15 protein-coding genes are annotated in these 15,254 nt (G+C 70.2%); 8 read left to right on the plus strand and 7 right to left on the minus strand.

Annotated features, from left to right (window positions below):
* The first annotated feature begins 347 nt into the window (after nt 1-347).
* From Van01_RS15800 to Van01_RS15820, 5 genes are all read left to right on the plus strand, one after another.
* A complete protein-coding gene (locus Van01_RS15800; RefSeq protein WP_239099105.1) occupies nt 348-1,358 on the plus strand; it encodes a LacI family DNA-binding transcriptional regulator in 1,011 nt (336 codons plus the stop codon).
* Nucleotides 1,359-1,433: 75 nt separating this feature from the next.
* Nucleotides 1,434-3,059, plus strand: a complete 1,626-nt coding sequence (locus Van01_RS15805) for an FAD-dependent oxidoreductase (RefSeq protein ID WP_204007652.1) — start codon at nt 1,434-1,436, stop codon at nt 3,057-3,059.
* A 16-nt stretch (nt 3,060-3,075) separates the two neighbouring features.
* Nucleotides 3,076-4,347 (plus strand): ABC transporter substrate-binding protein, encoded by a 1,272-nt coding sequence (locus tag Van01_RS15810; protein ID WP_204007565.1) that lies wholly within the window; start codon nt 3,076-3,078, stop codon nt 4,345-4,347.
* An 8-nt stretch (nt 4,348-4,355) separates the two neighbouring features.
* On the plus strand, nt 4,356-5,321 hold the full coding sequence (locus Van01_RS15815; protein ID WP_204007567.1) for a carbohydrate ABC transporter permease: 966 nt from the start codon (nt 4,356-4,358) through the stop codon (nt 5,319-5,321).
* On the plus strand, nt 5,311-6,153 hold the full coding sequence (locus Van01_RS15820; protein WP_099845402.1) for a carbohydrate ABC transporter permease: 843 nt from the start codon (nt 5,311-5,313) through the stop codon (nt 6,151-6,153). The genes Van01_RS15815 and Van01_RS15820 overlap by 11 nt, the downstream gene beginning before the upstream one ends.
* A 79-nt stretch (nt 6,154-6,232) precedes the next feature.
* On the opposite strand, the gene katG is transcribed toward Van01_RS15820, so the two are convergent.
* Together katG and Van01_RS15830 are read right to left on the minus strand one after the other, a co-directional pair.
* Complete coding sequence (gene katG / locus Van01_RS15825) at nt 6,233-8,509, minus strand: catalase/peroxidase HPI (RefSeq protein WP_204007569.1); 2,277 nt, start codon at nt 8,507-8,509, stop codon at nt 6,233-6,235.
* Nucleotides 8,506-8,961, minus strand: coding sequence for a Fur family transcriptional regulator (locus Van01_RS15830; RefSeq protein WP_204007571.1), 456 nt, complete (start codon nt 8,959-8,961; stop codon nt 8,506-8,508). The genes katG and Van01_RS15830 overlap by 4 nt, the downstream gene beginning before the upstream one ends.
* A 216-nt stretch (nt 8,962-9,177) precedes the next feature.
* On the opposite strand from Van01_RS15830, the gene Van01_RS15835 reads away from it, so the two are divergent.
* Complete coding sequence (locus Van01_RS15835; protein ID WP_204007573.1) at nt 9,178-9,696, plus strand: hypothetical protein; 519 nt, start codon at nt 9,178-9,180, stop codon at nt 9,694-9,696.
* Between the two features lie 69 nt (nt 9,697-9,765).
* Here Van01_RS15835 and Van01_RS15840 read toward each other — a convergent pair whose 3' ends face one another.
* A complete protein-coding gene (locus Van01_RS15840; RefSeq protein ID WP_204007575.1) occupies nt 9,766-10,590 on the minus strand; it encodes an SAM-dependent methyltransferase in 825 nt (274 codons plus the stop codon).
* A gap of 314 nt (nt 10,591-10,904) precedes the next feature.
* On the opposite strand from Van01_RS15840, the gene Van01_RS15845 reads away from it, so the two are divergent.
* Entirely contained in the window at nt 10,905-11,423 is a 519-nt protein-coding gene (locus Van01_RS15845) for a TrmH family RNA methyltransferase (RefSeq protein ID WP_239093363.1), read from the plus strand.
* A 79-nt stretch (nt 11,424-11,502) separates the two neighbouring features.
* Here Van01_RS15845 and Van01_RS15850 read toward each other — a convergent pair whose 3' ends face one another.
* Nucleotides 11,503-11,769, minus strand: coding sequence for a helix-turn-helix domain-containing protein (locus Van01_RS15850; protein WP_204007577.1), 267 nt, complete (start codon nt 11,767-11,769; stop codon nt 11,503-11,505).
* Between the two features lie 77 nt (nt 11,770-11,846).
* Between Van01_RS15850 and map the strand changes: the two genes are divergently transcribed.
* The gene (gene map, locus Van01_RS15855; protein ID WP_204007579.1) at nt 11,847-12,665 is read left to right on the plus strand and encodes a type I methionyl aminopeptidase; all 819 of its coding nucleotides are present in this window, start codon (nt 11,847-11,849) and stop codon (nt 12,663-12,665) included.
* A gap of 219 nt (nt 12,666-12,884) precedes the next feature.
* On the opposite strand, the gene Van01_RS15860 is transcribed toward map, so the two are convergent.
* The 3 genes from Van01_RS15860 to Van01_RS15870 form a co-directional block, all read right to left on the minus strand.
* Nucleotides 12,885-13,364 carry a nucleotidyltransferase domain-containing protein gene (locus Van01_RS15860; RefSeq protein ID WP_239099106.1) on the minus strand — a complete coding sequence of 160 codons (480 nt, stop codon included), beginning with the start codon at nt 13,362-13,364 and terminating at the stop codon, nt 12,885-12,887.
* A gap of 48 nt (nt 13,365-13,412) precedes the next feature.
* On the minus strand, nt 13,413-14,123 hold the full coding sequence (locus tag Van01_RS15865; RefSeq protein ID WP_204007581.1) for a VOC family protein: 711 nt from the start codon (nt 14,121-14,123) through the stop codon (nt 13,413-13,415).
* A 122-nt stretch (nt 14,124-14,245) separates the two neighbouring features.
* Nucleotides 14,246-15,160 (minus strand): CDP-diacylglycerol diphosphatase, encoded by a 915-nt coding sequence (locus tag Van01_RS15870; protein ID WP_204007582.1) that lies wholly within the window; start codon nt 15,158-15,160, stop codon nt 14,246-14,248.
* Nucleotides 15,161-15,254: the final 94 nt, after the last annotated feature.

Below are 15,254 nucleotides of genomic sequence, written 5' to 3' on the forward strand. Positions count from 1 at the left end.
CGCTCGTCGATGGCGGAGCTGGGGACGGTGGTGAGACCGCACTGCCGGGTGGGACTGACAGGTCGGTGGTGGCAGGCGTGGACGGCGGTCGCCGCAACGATTGCCGGTGACCGTGCGTGAGATCGGGCTCCATGAGGGAGCAGCGCTTGTGATCGATGAGTCTGCGGTCGGTGGCGGCCTCGGTCAAGGCGCTAATACGAATTATCACGCCGACTTTCGAGAGAAATTTTCCGTCGACGGGGGTTGACGGCGGGCCGCGGCGGGTCGCAGGATTTCACACCAACGTAGCTAATGCGTATTAGCGCAGAAACGATTGGACACGGAACGTGACCGGATCGCGTAGGCGGGTGACCCAGCAGGACATCGCCCGGATGACAGGCGTCAGCCAGGCCACCGTCTCCCTGGTGCTCAACGGTCGCGACGACGGCAGCGTCCGGATCGCCCCGGAGACCCGGGAACGGGTGCTGCTCGCCATCCGGGACACCGGGTACGTCGCCGACCCGGTGGCCCGGCGGCTGGCCGCCCGGCACAACCGGATCCTCGGCGTCTTCACCTACGAGCCGGTCTTCCCCGCCGGCACCGGCGACTTCTACCACCCGTTCCTGGTCGGCATCGAGGAGTCCGCCGAGCGACTCGGCTGCGACCTGCTGCTGCTCACGAGCGCCCCGGTCACCGATGGCCGGCGGCGCATCTTCCACGACGACAACCGCCTCCGGCTGGCCGACGGTTGCGTCCTGCTCGGCCGATCACTTGACCGCGACGAGTTGGGGCGGCTGGTCGCCGAGGGGCATCCGTTCGTGTCGGTAGGCCGACGCGACGACGCGGGTGGGCCGGTGCCCTACGTCGGCGCGGACTACACCACCGCCACCGCCGACGTGGTCCGCCGAACCCTCGACGCCGGGCACACCAGGCTGGCGTACCTCGGCCAGGGCGCCGGACCGGAATCCCACGCCGACCGATTCGCCGGCTACCGGACCGCCCTTGACGCGGCCGGACTGCCGACCCGGCACGAACCCACCGACCGCTCCCCCGCCGACCTGCTCGACGCGCTGCTCACCGCCGGGGTCACCGCCGTGATGGTCGAGGAGTACGCCGACGGGGTCGCGCTGGCCGCCGTCGCCGCCGAGCGTGGCCTGACCGTACCCGCCGACCTGTCCATCCTGGCGCTTGGCGATCCGACCCGACCCACCACCCGCGACCTGGAGTTCACCGGCTTCCGGATCCCCCGCCGCGAGATGGGGTGGCAGGCCGTCGAGGTGCTCACCGGGCTGCTCGCCGCGATGCCCGGCACCGCGACCCAGCGGCTGCTGCCGTGTCAACCGGTCGACGGCGTCACCCTCCTGCCGCCCCGACACTGACCAGCTCACCCCCGGTCGCCACGCCTTCGGCCGGCGACCCTCGACCAACCCCTGGGAGGACCGACCGTGCCCGAGATGCAGGCCGAAGTACTGATCGTCGGCGGTGGGCTCGGTGGCGTGGCCGCCGCCCTGGCCGCGCTGCGCGCCGGTCGCAGCGTGCTGCTGACCGAGGAGTACGACTGGCTCGGCGGGCAACTCACCAGCCAGGCCGTACCGCCGGACGAGCACTCCTGGGTGGAGCACTTCGGTGTCACCGCCAGCTACCGGGCGCTGCGCGACGGCATCCGGGAGCACTACCGGCGCTGGTACCCGTTGACCGACCGGGCCCGTCGTACCACCGCGTTGAACCCGGGGGCCGGGCACGTCAGCCGGCTCTGCCACGAACCCCGGGTCGCGGTGGCTGTTCTGGAGGCCATGCTGGCCCCGTACCGGGGATCCGGGCGGCTGCGGGTGCTCAAGCCGTACCGGCCGGTGGCCGCCGACACCGACGGCGACCGGGTCACAGGTGTCACAGTGGCGCACCGGCACACAGGTGAGCAGATCGGGCTGACCGCGCCGTACGTGCTGGACGCCACCGAGACCGGCGAGTTGCTGCCGCTTACCGGCACCGAGTACGTGACAGGCTTCGAGTCGCGGGCCGACACCGGTGAGCCGAGCGCGCCGGAGCAGGCCCAACCGGCGAACATGCAGGCGGTGTCGGTGTGTTTCGCGGTCGACCACGTCGACGGCGACCACACGATCGACAAGCCGGCGGCGTACGACTTCTGGCGGGAATACCGGCCCCCGTTCTGGGGTGACCGGATGCTGTCGTTCCGCTCCCCCAACCCGCGCACGCTGGACATCTCAGAACGCAGCTTCACCCCCAACCCGGACGACGACCCCTGGCTGGTCCAGGCCGACCAGCGGGTCAACCCGGGCGACGGCAACCTGTGGACGTTCCGCCGAATCGCCGCTCGACGCAACTTCGCCCCCGGCGCGTACGACAGCGACATCTGCCTGGTCAACTGGCCGATGCTCGACTACTTCGAGCAGCCGATCATCGACGTGCCCGATCCGGACGCGCGGATCGGGGCGGCCCGGGAACTCTCTCTGTCGGTGCTCTACTGGCTCCAGACCGAGGCGCCCCGCGCCGACGGTGGGACCGGATTTCCCAGCCTGCGGCTGCGCGGCGACGTCACCGGCAACGGCACCGCCGCCACCGGCGGCGACGTCACCCACAGCGGGCTCGCCCAGGCCCCCTACGTCCGCGAGTCACGCCGGATCCGCGCCGAGTACACGGTCGTCGAGCAGGACCTGTCCCTGGAGATCCGGGGCGACAAGGGCGCGGTCAGCTACGCCGACTCGGTAGGTGTCGGGATGTACCGCATCGACCTGCACCCCTCCACCGGCGGCGACAACTACATCGACGTGGCCTCCTGCCCCTTCGAGATCCCACTCGGTGCCCTGATCCCCCGGCGGGTGGAGAACCTGCTGCCCGCCGGCAAGAACATCGGCACCACGCACATCACAAACGGCTCCTACCGCCTGCACCCCGTGGAGTGGAACGTCGGCGAGGTCGCCGGTCTGCTCGCGGACTTCTGCCTGGCCCGGCGGGTCACCCCCCGCGCGGTGCGCTACACCCCCGGCCTGCTGGCCGACTTCCAGAACCGCCTCGCCGATTCCGGTGTCGAGCTGCGCTGGCCCGACATCGCCGGCTACTGAGGAAGGACATAACCCCATGAGGAACCGGTTGACGGCCGTCGTCGCGCTCACCGCGCTGCTCGGCCTGACCGCCTGCGGCGGCGACTCCGCCGAGTCCGACGGCCCGGTCACGTTGCGGATGACCACCTGGTCGGCGAACGAGGCCCACCTGAAGCTGTTCAACGAGATCGCCGCCGAGTACACCGCGACGAATCCGGACGTCGCCGGGATCACCTTCGACCCGATCCCGTTCGAGAGCTACACCACCACCCTGACCACCCAGATCGCCGGCGGCAACCCGCCCGATCTGGCCTGGGTGCTGGAGAATTCCGCGCCCGACTTCGTCACCTCCGGTGCTCTGGTGCCGCTTGACGACACCCTCAAGGGCGCCGAGGGGTACGGCTTCGACGAGCTCGCGCCGGCCGCGACGAAGCTGTGGCAGGCCGACGGCAAGCTGTACGCGTACCCCTTCTCCACCTCGCCGTTCGGGGTGTTCGTCAACACCGACCTGGTGAAGTCCTCCGGCGCGCAGAGCCCGGCCGAGCTGATCGCCGCCGGCCAGTGGACCTGGCAGAACGCGCTGGCCACCGCGAAGGCGGTGCAGGCGGAGACCGGCAAGGCGGGTCTGGTGGTCCGCGACTTCGACTACAAGGGCTGGGACTTCCTGTCCACCGTGTGGACCGGCTGGGGTGCGCAGGCGTGGAGCGAGGACGGCCGCACCTGCGGTTTCAACTCGGCCGAGATGGTCGAGGCGATGACCGTCCTGCACCGGGGGATCTTCGTCGACAAGGCGCTGCCGGGCCCGGGCACCACAGCCGACTTCTTCGCCGGCGAGGCCGGCATGACCATCACCCAGATCTCCCGCGCGTCGCTGCTGGAGGGTCAGAAGTTCGGCTGGGATCTGGTGCCGCTGCCCGCCGGGCCGAAGGGCGAGTACGCGGTGATCGGCCAGGGTGGCATGGGTGTGCTCAAGCAGGGCCGCAACGCCGAGGCCGCCGCCGATTTCCTGGCCTACCTGACCAACCCGGCCAACTCGGCGAAGCTGGCGCAGTTCTTCCCGCCGCCGCGTACCTCGCTGCTCACCGCCGAGACCCTGGCCAAGACCAACCCGCTGCTGAGCCCGGAGCAGTTGCAGGAGGTGGTCATCGACGGGATCGCCGACGGGGTGGTCAAGCCCAGCCACACCGGTCAGGCCGAGCTGAACCAGGCGGTCCGGGCCGCGCTGGACCCGCTGTGGCGGCCGGACGCGGACGTGCGGGGTGTCCTCGACGGCGTCTGCACCGCGATCACCCCGCTGCTGGCGAAGTAGGTTCTTCGATGTCGGTCCTGACCAGGGACACCGTGGGGCGGGCCGGTGGCCGGTCCGCCCCCACCGGGAGCGCCCCGCACCGGCGGCGCGGCTGGTGGACGACCCGCCGCCGCGATCAGCTCGCCGGGCTGCTCTTCGTCGCCCCGCAGCTCGTCGGCTCGGTGCTGTTCGTGCTGATCCCGCTCGGGCTGGTCTTCTGGTACAGCCTGCACGAGTGGAACGTGCTCGCCGGCACCTTCGAGTTCGTCGGCGCGGACAACTACCAGGCCATGGCCGACGATCCGAACCTGCCGTCGGTGCTGCGGGTCACCGCGCTGTTCTCGATCGGTCTGGTGGTGTTCAACCTCAGCCTGGCCCTGCTGCTCGCGGTGCTGCTCAACCAGCGGCTACGCGGCACCGTCGTGTTCCGGACGTTGTTCTTCTCCCCGGTGGTCGTCTCGCTTGTCGCCTGGACGATCGTGTGGGGGTTCCTGCTTCAGGACAACGGCGGCGTCAACGGGGCGTTGGGCGTGGCCGGTGTGGACGGGCCGAACTGGCTGCGCGGCGACTGGACGGCGCTGCTGTCGGTGATCGTGGTGCAGGTGGTCAAGAACGTCGGCCTGAACATGGTGCTGTTCCTGGCCGCCCTCCAGGGGGTGCCGGCGGAGCTGTACGAGGCGGCCCGGGTCGAGGGGGCCAACGCCTGGACCCGGTTCCGGCGGATCACCGTGCCGCTGATCAGCCCGACCATCCTGCTCACCTCGATCATCACGGTGGTCGGGTCGTTGCAGGTGTTCGCCCAGATCGCCGTGCTCACCCAGGGCGGGCCGGGCACCTCGACCACGGTGCTCGTCTACTACCTGTACCAGCGGGCGTTCCAGTTCCACCAGTTCGGCTACGGCGCGACGCTGTCGGTGCTGCTCTTCCTGATCGTGCTGGTGCTCACCGTCGTGCAGTGGCGGATGCGCAGGAAGTGGGTCTTCCATGAACAGTAGGCTCTCCGCACGGGCCAGGGTCGCGCTCTACGGTGCGCTCTGCCTGCTGGCCCTGCCGTTCGTCTTCCCCACCTGGTGGATGGTCACCTCGTCGGTGAAACCGGTGGGCGACATCTTCGCCTTCCCACCGTCACTGATCCCCACCGAGGCCAGTCTCTCCGCGTACCGGCGGGTCTTCGAGCTGCAACCGTTCGCGCAGCAGTACTTCAACAGCGGGTACATCGCGGCAGTGGTCACCGTCGGCACCCTGGCGGTCTCGTCGCTGGCCGGGTACGCCTTCGCCCGGATCCGCTTCCGGGGCCAGCAGGTGCTGTTCGTGGTGGTGCTGGTCGGGCTGCTCATCCCGAGCGAGGTGACGATCGTGCCGCTGTTCCGGATGTTCAACTCGTGGGGCATGGTGGACACCCACTGGCCGCTGATCCTGGTGCCGATCCTCGGCGCGCCGAGCGTGCTGGCCACCTTCATCATGCGGCAGTTCTTCATCACCCTCCCCGCCGAGCTGGAGGAGGCGGCGCGGGTGGACGGGCTGGGCCGCTTCGCCACCTTCTGGCGGATCGCGTTGCCGCTGGCCCGCCCGGCGCTCGGCGCGGTGGCGATCTTCACCTTCCTGCACAGCTGGAACCTGTACCTGGAGCCGATCGTCTTCCTCTCCACGCCGGAGAAGTTCACCCTGCCGCAGGCGCTCACCCAGTTCGTCGACGCCTACGGCGGGCCGATGTGGGACGTGCAGCTGTCGGCGGCGTCGATGACCGCCATCCCGATCCTGGTGATCTTCGTGATCGCGCAGCGGCAGTTCATCGAGGGTCTGGCCCACACCGGCCTGAAGGGCTGAGGCACCCCGCAGATCTCAGGTGTGGCGAGCCCCGGGCGATCGTTGCTGATCGCCCGGGGCTCGTCAGGTGGGTGTCGGATCAGGCGAGGTCGAAGCGGTCCAGTTCCATCACCTTGGTCCAGGCCGCCACGAAGTCGGCCACGAACTTGGTACGGGCGTCGTCGCTGGCGTAGACCTCGGCGAGCGCCCGGAGCTGCGAGTTGGAGCCGAAGATGAGGTCGACCGCGGTAGCGGTCCACTTCACCTGGTCGGTGGCCACGTCGCGGATCTCGTACACGTGCTCGTCGGACTCCGACGTCTTCCAGCGCGTGCCCGGGGAGAGCAGGTTGCGGAAGAAGTCGTTGGTGAGCACGCCGGGCCGGTCGGTGAGCACGCCGTGCCGGCTGTCGCCGACGTTGGCGCCGAGGGAGCGCAGGCCGCCGATCAGGGCTGTCATCTCGGGCGCGGTCAGGTTGAGCATGTACGCCCGGTCGAGCAGCAGCACCTCCGGCTGGGTCTTCTCGCCAGCACGCAGGTAGTTGCGGAACCCGTCGGCACGCGGCTCCAGGACCCGGAACGACTCGATGTCGGTCTGCTCCTGGCTGGCGTCGGTGCGGCCCGGGTGGAACGGGACCGTGACCTCGACACCGGCGTCCCGCGCCGCCTTCTCGACGGCTGCCGAACCGGCCAGCACGATCAGGTCGGCGAGGGAGATCTTCGCGCCGCCCGTGGCGTTGAACTCCTGCTGGATGCCCTCCAGGGTGCTCAGCACCGTCGCGAGCTGCTCCGGCTGGTTGACCTCCCAGCTGCGCTGCGGCTCAAGGCGGATCCGGGCGCCGTTGGCACCGCCGCGCTTGTCGGTGTACCGGAAGCTCGCGGCCGAGGCCCAGGCGGTGGCGACCAGCTGAGCGGTGGTGAGGCCGGACTCCAGGACCTTCGCCTTCAGGGCCGCGATGTCGGCGTCGCCGACCAGCTCGTGGTCGACCGCCGGCACCGGGTCCTGCCACAGCTGGGGCTCCGGAACCCACGGCCCGAGGAACCGGCTGACCGGGCCCATGTCGCGGTGCAGCAGCTTGAACCAGGCCTTGGCGAAGGCGAGCGCGAACTCGTCAGGGTTCTCCAGGAACCGGCGGGAGATCTTCTCGTACGCCGGGTCCACGCGCAGCGACAGGTCGGTCGTGAGCATGGTGGGCTTGTGCTTCTTCGACGGGTCGTGGGCGTCCGGGATGATCGCCTCGGCGTCCTTGGCCACCCACTGCTTCGCGCCGCCGGGGCTGGTGGTGAGCTCCCACTCGTACCCGAAGAGGATCTCGAAGAAGCGGTTGCTCCACTGGGTCGGCCGGTCGGTCCAGGTGACCTCGAGGCCGCTGGTGATGGTGTCGGCGCCCTTGCCGCTGCCGTACGTACTCAGCCAGCCCAGGCCCTGCGCCTCCAGCGGCGCGCCCTCAGGCTCCGGCCCGACGTGGTTGTCGGCGACACCGGCGCCGTGGGTCTTGCCGAAGGTGTGGCCACCGGCGATCAGCGCGACGGTTTCCTCGTCGTTCATCGCCATCCGGGCGAAGGTCTCCCGGATGAAGTGCGCCGCCGCGAGCGGGTCCGCGTTGCCGCGCGGGCCCTCGGGGTTGACGTAGATGAGGCCCATCTCGGTCGCGCCGACGCCCTGCGACATCTCCTGCTCGGAGACGTAGCGCTCGTCACCCAGCCAGGTGTCCTCCGGACCCCAGAAGATCTCCTCGGGCTCCCAGACGTCCTCGCGGCCGAAGCCGAAGCCGAAGGTCTTGAAGCCCATCGACTCCAGGGCCACGTTACCGGCGAGCACGAGCAGGTCGGCCCAGGAGATCTGCTGGCCGTACTTCTGCTTCACCGGCCACAGCAGGCGGCGGGCCTTGTCCAGGTTGGCGTTGTCCGGCCAGCTGTTGAGCGGGGCGAAGCGCTGCCCGCCGTCACCGGCGCCACCGCGACCGTCCTCGATGCGGTAGGTGCCCGCGGCGTGCCAGCTCATCCGGATCATGAGGCCGCCGTAGTGGCCGAAGTCGGCCGGCCACCAGTCCTGCGAGGTGGTGAGGACCTCGGTGATGTCCCGCTTCAGCGCCTCGACATCGAGCTTGGCGAACTCCTTGGCGTAGCTGAAGTCCTCCCCCAGCGGGTTGCCCTTCGACGAATGGGCGTGCAGCACCGAGAGGTCGAGCTGGTTGGGCCACCAGTCCCGGTTCGTCCGCGGACGACCGCCGGTCTTCGGGGTCGGCGAGTCGATCGCCGGGTTCTCGCTCTCGCTCCCGTGGGCGGTCACGGAGTCGTGCGCGACCGGGCAGCCGGCCGCCGCCTTGTCGTCCACGCCCTGGGCACTGGACGGGGCGTCGTGCTGTGCGTTGCTCAATGTGCTTCCTTCCGACCTGGCGGGTCACTTGTGGTGCGTACGGTCGCGCAGTCGGGGCAGGTGCCCCAGTAGACGACCTCCGCCTCGTCGACCACGAACCCGTGGTCGTCGGAGGCGGTCAGACAGGGGGCGGAGCCGACGGCGCAGTCCACGTCGGCGATAACGCCGCAGGAGCGGCAGACGACATGATGGTGGTTGTCCCCCACCCGGGACTCGTAGCGGGCGATCGCGCCGGTGGGCTGGATGCGCCGCACCAGACCGGCGTCGGTGAGCGCCCGCAGCACATCGTAGATCGCCTGGTGGGACACCGTGGGATGATCGGCGCGGACCAGCCGGATCACGGTGTCGGTGTCGACGTGCGGGTGGTCGCGCAGCGCCGCGAGCACCGCCAACCGGGGTCGGGTCACGCGCAACGAGACCGCCCGCAGCTGCGCCTCGAAGTCGGCCGTCATGCCGACGAACCTACTCCACTCTTCTGGAATGAATCAAGTTTTCGCGAATCAGGTTGGCGTGTCGCCGAGGTCCGGCGCGACGGCGTCGACCGGCCCGGCGACACGGACGGGCTGGACGTCACACGACCGTCACACGTTCGCGCGGCAGCCGTCATTCCTCAGGGCATCCCTGGTAGCAGGGCACATTTGCGCACGACGGCACGAGGAGGCGACGGCATGACCACCTGGCCCTTTTCCACCTGGACCACCCGCCGGGCGCGGGCCGCCGGCGATCTCCGGTCCCGCGGACCGCGGCGGGCGCGTCGAGGCGGTGCCGTTCGGCTTCAGCTCCGGCACGCGGCGGTCGCGGCCGGACTGGCGGCCGTTCTCGTCGGCACCGGCTGCGCCCGCGATCCGGTGGCCGAACCGCCGCCCCCGTCCACCGGGACCAGCCCGCCGAACACGCTCGCGCGGGTCGAGGTCGGCGACGCGCTGACCGTGACCGCGGCGGTGGACCGGGTGGTCGACGAGCGGGCGCTCGTCGTGCGGGACATCGACCTGGCGGACGGCACCCTTCTCGTGCTGACCCGCCGGGCCGTGGCGGCGTCCCCACCACAACTGGTGACCGTGGAAGGGACCGTCGTCACCTTCTCGTACCGTGGCCTCTCCGCCCGCCACCACCTGACCGACCCGGCCGAGTACCGCTCGTTCGAGGGGCGCAAGGCGCTGGTGGCCGGTCAGGTCACCGTGTGGTGATGACGGGACGCACGCCGGCAGGCCCGGCCGGGACGGCGACGCCGCAGGCCGGACCGGCAAGGGCCGGCGTCACGGTTTGCGAGCGACGAGCCCGACGAAGGTGTGGTAGGTGTCGCTCTGCTCCGGTGCGGCCTCGTCCGGGTCCGGTCGCCACGCGGCCACCGGCACCAGACCCGGCTCCAGCACCTCCAAGCCTTCGACGAAGGAGAGGATCTCCTCATCGGTACGCCAGCGGCCGGTACCGAGCGACTCGTTGAAGATGCGCTCGACCTCGCGCGCCTTCCGGGAGGCATCGGGGTGCCGGTCGCCGGGATCACGGAAGTGGGAGATCGCGACGTAGCTGCCCGACGGCAGGGCGTCGATGAGTCTCGCCGCCACCGCCTTCGGGTCCTCGTCGTCCCTGAGGTGGTGCAGAATCGCGAAGAGCAGCAGCCCGACGGGGCGGTCGAAATCCAGGAACCGGCGCGTCTCCGGATGGTCCAGGACGGCCTCCGGCGACCGGATGTCGGCCTGGACCACCGTCGCGGTTCCGGCGTCGGCCAGCAGCGCCCGCCCGTGCGCCAGCACGATCGGGTCGTTGTCGACGTAGACCACCCGCGCCTGCGGGTCGTGGCGCAGGGCCACCTGGTGCACATTGCCCTGGGTGGGCAGACCGGAACCGAGATCGAGGAACTGGTTGATGCCCTGCTCGGTGAGGAAGCGCACCGCCCGACGCAGGAAGGCCCGGTTCGCCTGGCCCGCCTGCGGCCCGTCCGGCGTGATCTTGAGTGCGTGCTCGGCGACGGCGCGGTCCACCGCGAAGTTGTCCTTGCCGCCGAGCATGAAGTCGTACACCCGGGCGATGCTCGGCACGGTCATGTCGACCCCGGCCGGTGCCACCTCTTCGTTCGCCACAGTCCGTCTCCTCGTCCACACTGGATCACAGTCGGCCGAACCGCTCGGGCCGAGCGCCGGACCGAGTGTAACCAAACGTCGCGTTCGGTCGGCACCGCCGGCGCACCGTGCTTCACCCACCGTGGTCGGCGTCGTCGACCATCCTAAGTGGTCGCTCCGGAGTCGGTGGAACCCGGTCAGCCGCAGCCTTGACGTGCGTCGCAGGATGACTCACGCTACTCTCGCTGTTCCTGACGAATCGTCGATGGCCGGGTGCGCCGCGAAGCACCATTGATCATGACTGTCAATTCCCGGAGCGTGACCGCTCCGTTGCGGTGAGTCCGTCGATCCGGGTACGGCCCCGCCGGGAGATCCGGGCCACCCGCCGACCTCGCGCCCACCGCTGCTGGGACCATCTGATCGCCGCCCCGCTGTGGCCGATGCACGGTACGAATCTCGGCACCCTGCTGCGCACCTGCGACGCCGTGGGCGCGTGCCTGGCCGCACCCCGCTTCCGCTGGGTGGACGAGGCCATCGCCCGGGGCAACACGCTGCGCCGGCCCGGCTGCGTACACCGCACCGGCGATCCCGTCCGCTGGCTGCGGGCCGAGAAGGACCGTGGGGCGTACATCGTCGGGGTGGAGTTGGCCGACGAGGCGATCCGGCTGGCCGACCTGCCGACCGCCGGGCGGCGTACGGTCATGGTCCTCGGCCACGAGGCCACCGGCATCCCCCCGGAAGCACTCGACCTGCTCGACACCGCCGTGGAGATCCCCATGCTCGGCACCGGCCACAGCCTCAACGTCGCCGTGGCCGGATCCCTCGTGCTCTACAAACTCGCCGGGCTCGTCTGACCGCCAACTGGTCGCCGCGAGGGCCGGCCCAGGTCACCTGTCGTCCTGTCGGCGCGTCTCGGCCGCCTCGATGCCGACCTCAGGACGCCTGGCGGACGGGCAGCTCGGCCCGCCAGACCTCGGCCAGATCGCTGAGGGGGACGTCCAGGGCCTGGCTGAGGCAGACGACGGTGCCGAACGCCGGCGCCGGCAGGCGACCCGCCTCGATCTTGCGCAACGTCTCGGGAGAGATGCCGGCCGCCAGGGCCACGTCGACGAGGCTGCGGCCGGCCCGGGCGGCCCGCAGGGCGGCCCCGAGGCGCTGACCCGCGGCGATCTGTTCGGCGGTGAGCGGTTGGCGAACCATGCCAGCAGGATAGCCCTCCCGAGCAGCCACATCACTGCGTGGTATAAAAATACCGGCAGGGGATGAGGGAGGTTTTCATGATCGAGCTGAAGTCGGCCGAGGAGATCGACCGGATGGCGGTCACCGGCCAGTTCGTGGGCGAGCTGCTCGCCGAGCTGAGCGGTGTCGCAGCCGTCGGCGTGAACCTGATGGACCTGGAGCACCACGCGCGCCGCCGGATCTCCGAACGCGGTGCCGAGTCCTGCTACTGGGACTACGCCCCCTCGTTCGGTCGCGGTCCGTTCCGCAACGTGCTGTGCCTGTCGGTGAACGACGCGGTGCTGCACGGCCTCCCCCACGACTATGTCCTGCGCGACGGCGACCTGCTCAGCATCGACATGGCTGTCGGCATCGACGGCTGGGTCGCCGACTCCGCGCTCTCCGTCATCGTCGGCATCCCCGACCCGGCCGACCTGACGCTGATCGAGGCCACCGAGGTCGCGCTGGAGGCGGCCATCACCGCCGCCCAGCCCGGCGGTCGCCTCGGCGACATCTCCGCCGCGATCGGCGAGGTTGCCCATTCCTACGGCTACCGGGTCAACGGCGAGTTCGGCGGTCACGGCATCGGCCGCACCATGCACGAGGCACCGCACGTGGCGAACAACGGCCGTCCCCGCCGCGGCCTGAAACTCGATCCGGGCCTCACCATCGCCATCGAGCCCTGGCTCTGCCAATCCACTGACAAGATCAGGTACGACCAGGACGGCTGGACGATCCGCTCAGCCGACGGCTCCCGCACCGCCCACTCCGAGCACACGGTCGCGATCACGGAGTCCGGTCCCCGAGTGCTGACCCGCCGCCCCACCCACGGCACCGCCTCGACCGATTCCGCCGAGAAGTCCGCCACCGCCTCCTGAACCGCAGGGCCCGGTCAGCCTCGTCCGGTCGGACCGGATCTCACCGGCTGTCGTCCATCCGCAGGGCCGTCAGCCAGGCATGCCCCGGATGCACCTGCCTGAGCAGCCGGGTCAGCGTCTCGCGTTGGACACCGGTCAGCAGCGGGAGGGTGCCGTCGAAGTCGCTCTGATCCTTGGGGCGTACGTGCTTGGCTTTGAAGAGCAGAACCAGCTCCGGGATCAGGTACGGATCCCGTCCGGGTTGTGCCGGATGATCTCCGGATAGGGCCGCCTGATGGTGGCGTCCCGCCGGCAGATCCACATGTCACCGTCGTGCGGCTCACGCATGACATCGAGCAGGTAGCGTCCCGTTGCCGGCTCCCGCAGCCACGTCTGGTGGGTGGCGCTGAGCACCTGCGACGTCGCCGCCGCCCAGATCCGCCCGGCGCCGACCGCGTCGAAGGTGAACTCGGCAAGGCGTTCGCGAATCGTCGGGAACCGCTCGGCCGGCACACCGATCTCGATGTCGTGGTGGGCACGGGTCTGCTCACCACGGAACAGGTCCAAGGCCCAGCCCGCCGCGACGTACCAGGGCACGTCGATCCCGGCCAGGCGCCGGGCGACCTCGTGCGGTGTCCAGCATCCCGCCCAGCGGGCTTCGAGTGCCTCGATGTCGTCCGGCGACACCTCGATGCCGCCGTCAGGCGGCTGGCTTTCCACTCGCCGACGATATCCCCTGTTCATCCGGCCTGCCGACGGCCGCCCGGGCTATCTGGGCGGCAACACGCGGAACTCGTTGCCGTCGGGATCGGCAAGCATGACAGCGCCGTCCTCGCCGACCTCGATCCGCGTGGCGCCGAGGGACACCAGCCGGTCGACCTCCGAGCGCTGATCCCCGTGGGCGGTTGGGGCAAGGTCGAAGCGCTGCCGGTTCCGGCCCTGCTTCGGCGCGACGGGCGGACCTCCCCAGGCGACCTTCGTGCCGCCGGCCGGTGACTGAACGGCGGTCTCCTGGTCCTGATCCCACACGAGCGGCCAGCGCAGCGCCGCGCTCCAGAAGAGGCCGACCTCCCGGGTGCCCTCGCAGGCGATCTCACCGAGAAATCCGCAACCGGCGAGGAACCTGTTGCCCGGTTCGATGACGCAAAAGGCGTTTCCGTCGGGGTCGGCCAGGACGATGTGTCCTTCCTCCGGCTGCTGCCCCAGGTCAAGGTGACTGGCGCCGAGGGCGAGCGCTCTCGCCACCGTCTGCTGCTGGTCGGCGGGGCTGGTGCTGGTGAGGTGGAGGTGCATGCGGTTCGCCGCCTCCCGCTGCGCACTGCTCTCCACGAACCGGAGGCCGAGCTGGGTGGCCGTGCCGGGAAGAGCCGCGCCGCCGGGATCGTCGACGACCTCCCGGTCGAGCAGGTCGGCCCAGAACCGCGCCAGCCGCATCGGTTGACTCGCATCGAAACACACCGCGACCAGCTGGCACGTCATCGTACGCATCCCCGATCGTCTGCTGACCGCTGTCGACAGCACGCCATTCGGCGTCTTTCCGGGTGCAGGGTACGGAGGGGGCGGTGCCGCGCACAGCCGATTATTCGACGGCGTCCGCTCTCTCAGGCGTACGCGAGGAGGAAGTCGACGGTGCCGGTGCCCCCGGGCTGCCCGGGCGGGACGGGCAGCCCGGGCTCACTGTTCAGCACGTAGAACCCGCCGTTGCCGACCAGGCGGGGTGTCACGGCCAGGATCTGTGCGGCCATGGTCGCGCCGGTGGGTCGCACCACGCTGTCCCGCAGGAGCGTGAAGAGGTTCTGATTCAGATTGGCCACGTGCAGAACCCGGTACGACCGGGGAGCGGGTGCACCGGTACTGGTCAGGCCCCAGATCGGAACGATCTGATTGCGCCAGTTCGACGGGGCGTTGGTGATCGTACTGTCGTGGTTGTTCAGTTGGGTCTGGATGCCGGAGTGGATGCCGGCCAGGTGGATGTGCAGTTGATCCTGCTGGCGGATGGCCGGGTCGGCAGAGTTGACGCCCAGCCCGATGTGCGGATACACCACGTGGCCCGGCTGTCCCGGCTGGGCGTTGTTCCACGCCTCCAGCCAGTAGTTCGGGGCGCTGGCCGAGGCGATGAACGGGCACTCGATGCCGCTGATCCGGCAACTGGGTACGAGCAGGTAGTCGTGGTTCGACCCGGAGCCGCCGTTGAGGATCACGTAGGTGGGAGTCGTCCGCAGGCACTGGGGAAACGGCGGACCGGTCTTCGTGCCCTCGCAGACCTGCACCCTGTCCCACAGGTCGTACCTGCCTCCGGTGTCGGTCGGATAGCCACACAGTTGGGACGGCGTGGGACAGGGTGCGGTGCCAGGAGCACCCGGCGCGTCGGCCGGCGGGGCACCCGGGACCGGGCCGCCGTCGGCCGACGCGTCGCCCGCCGCCACCAGGCCCAGAACTCCGGTCGCGCCGACGGTGCCGGAGAGTCGGACGAACTGGCGGCGCTGCATCTTCCTGCTTGCCTGGTCGGGGCCCATCGTCATCCTCCGCATTCGCGAACCGGCAGCACGCGGCCTGGCGTTCGCGGGCCGAGCGGCCGAATGCGAATGCGAGGCATGAACACGTCGAGAC

The organism is Micromonospora andamanensis (assembly GCF_016863495.1).
GTDB classification, from domain to species: domain Bacteria; phylum Actinomycetota; class Actinomycetes; order Mycobacteriales; family Micromonosporaceae; genus Micromonospora; species Micromonospora andamanensis.

Bases quoted from the DNA above. Each gene is read 5' to 3' on its own strand.
- Van01_RS15805 (WP_204007652.1), top strand. From the start codon at position 1,434: ATGCAGGCCGAAGTACTGATCGTCGGCGGTGGGCTCGGTGGCGTGGCC.
- Van01_RS15810 (WP_204007565.1), top strand. From the start codon at position 3,076: ATGAGGAACCGGTTGACGGCCGTCGTCGCGCTCACCGCGCTGCTCGGC.
- Van01_RS15815 (WP_204007567.1), top strand. From the start codon at position 4,356: ATGTCGGTCCTGACCAGGGACACCGTGGGGCGGGCCGGTGGCCGGTCC.
- Van01_RS15820 (WP_099845402.1), top strand. From the start codon at position 5,311: ATGAACAGTAGGCTCTCCGCACGGGCCAGGGTCGCGCTCTACGGTGCG.
- Van01_RS15830 (WP_204007571.1), bottom strand. From the start codon at position 8,961: ATGACGGCCGACTTCGAGGCGCAGCTGCGGGCGGTCTCGTTGCGCGTG.
- Van01_RS15835 (WP_204007573.1), top strand. From the start codon at position 9,178: ATGACCACCTGGCCCTTTTCCACCTGGACCACCCGCCGGGCGCGGGCC.
- Van01_RS15850 (WP_204007577.1), bottom strand. From the start codon at position 11,769: ATGGTTCGCCAACCGCTCACCGCCGAACAGATCGCCGCGGGTCAGCGC.
- map (WP_204007579.1), top strand. From the start codon at position 11,847: ATGATCGAGCTGAAGTCGGCCGAGGAGATCGACCGGATGGCGGTCACC.
- Van01_RS15865 (WP_204007581.1), bottom strand. From the start codon at position 14,123: ATGACGTGCCAGCTGGTCGCGGTGTGTTTCGATGCGAGTCAACCGATG.
- Van01_RS15870 (WP_204007582.1), bottom strand. From the start codon at position 15,160: ATGGGCCCCGACCAGGCAAGCAGGAAGATGCAGCGCCGCCAGTTCGTC.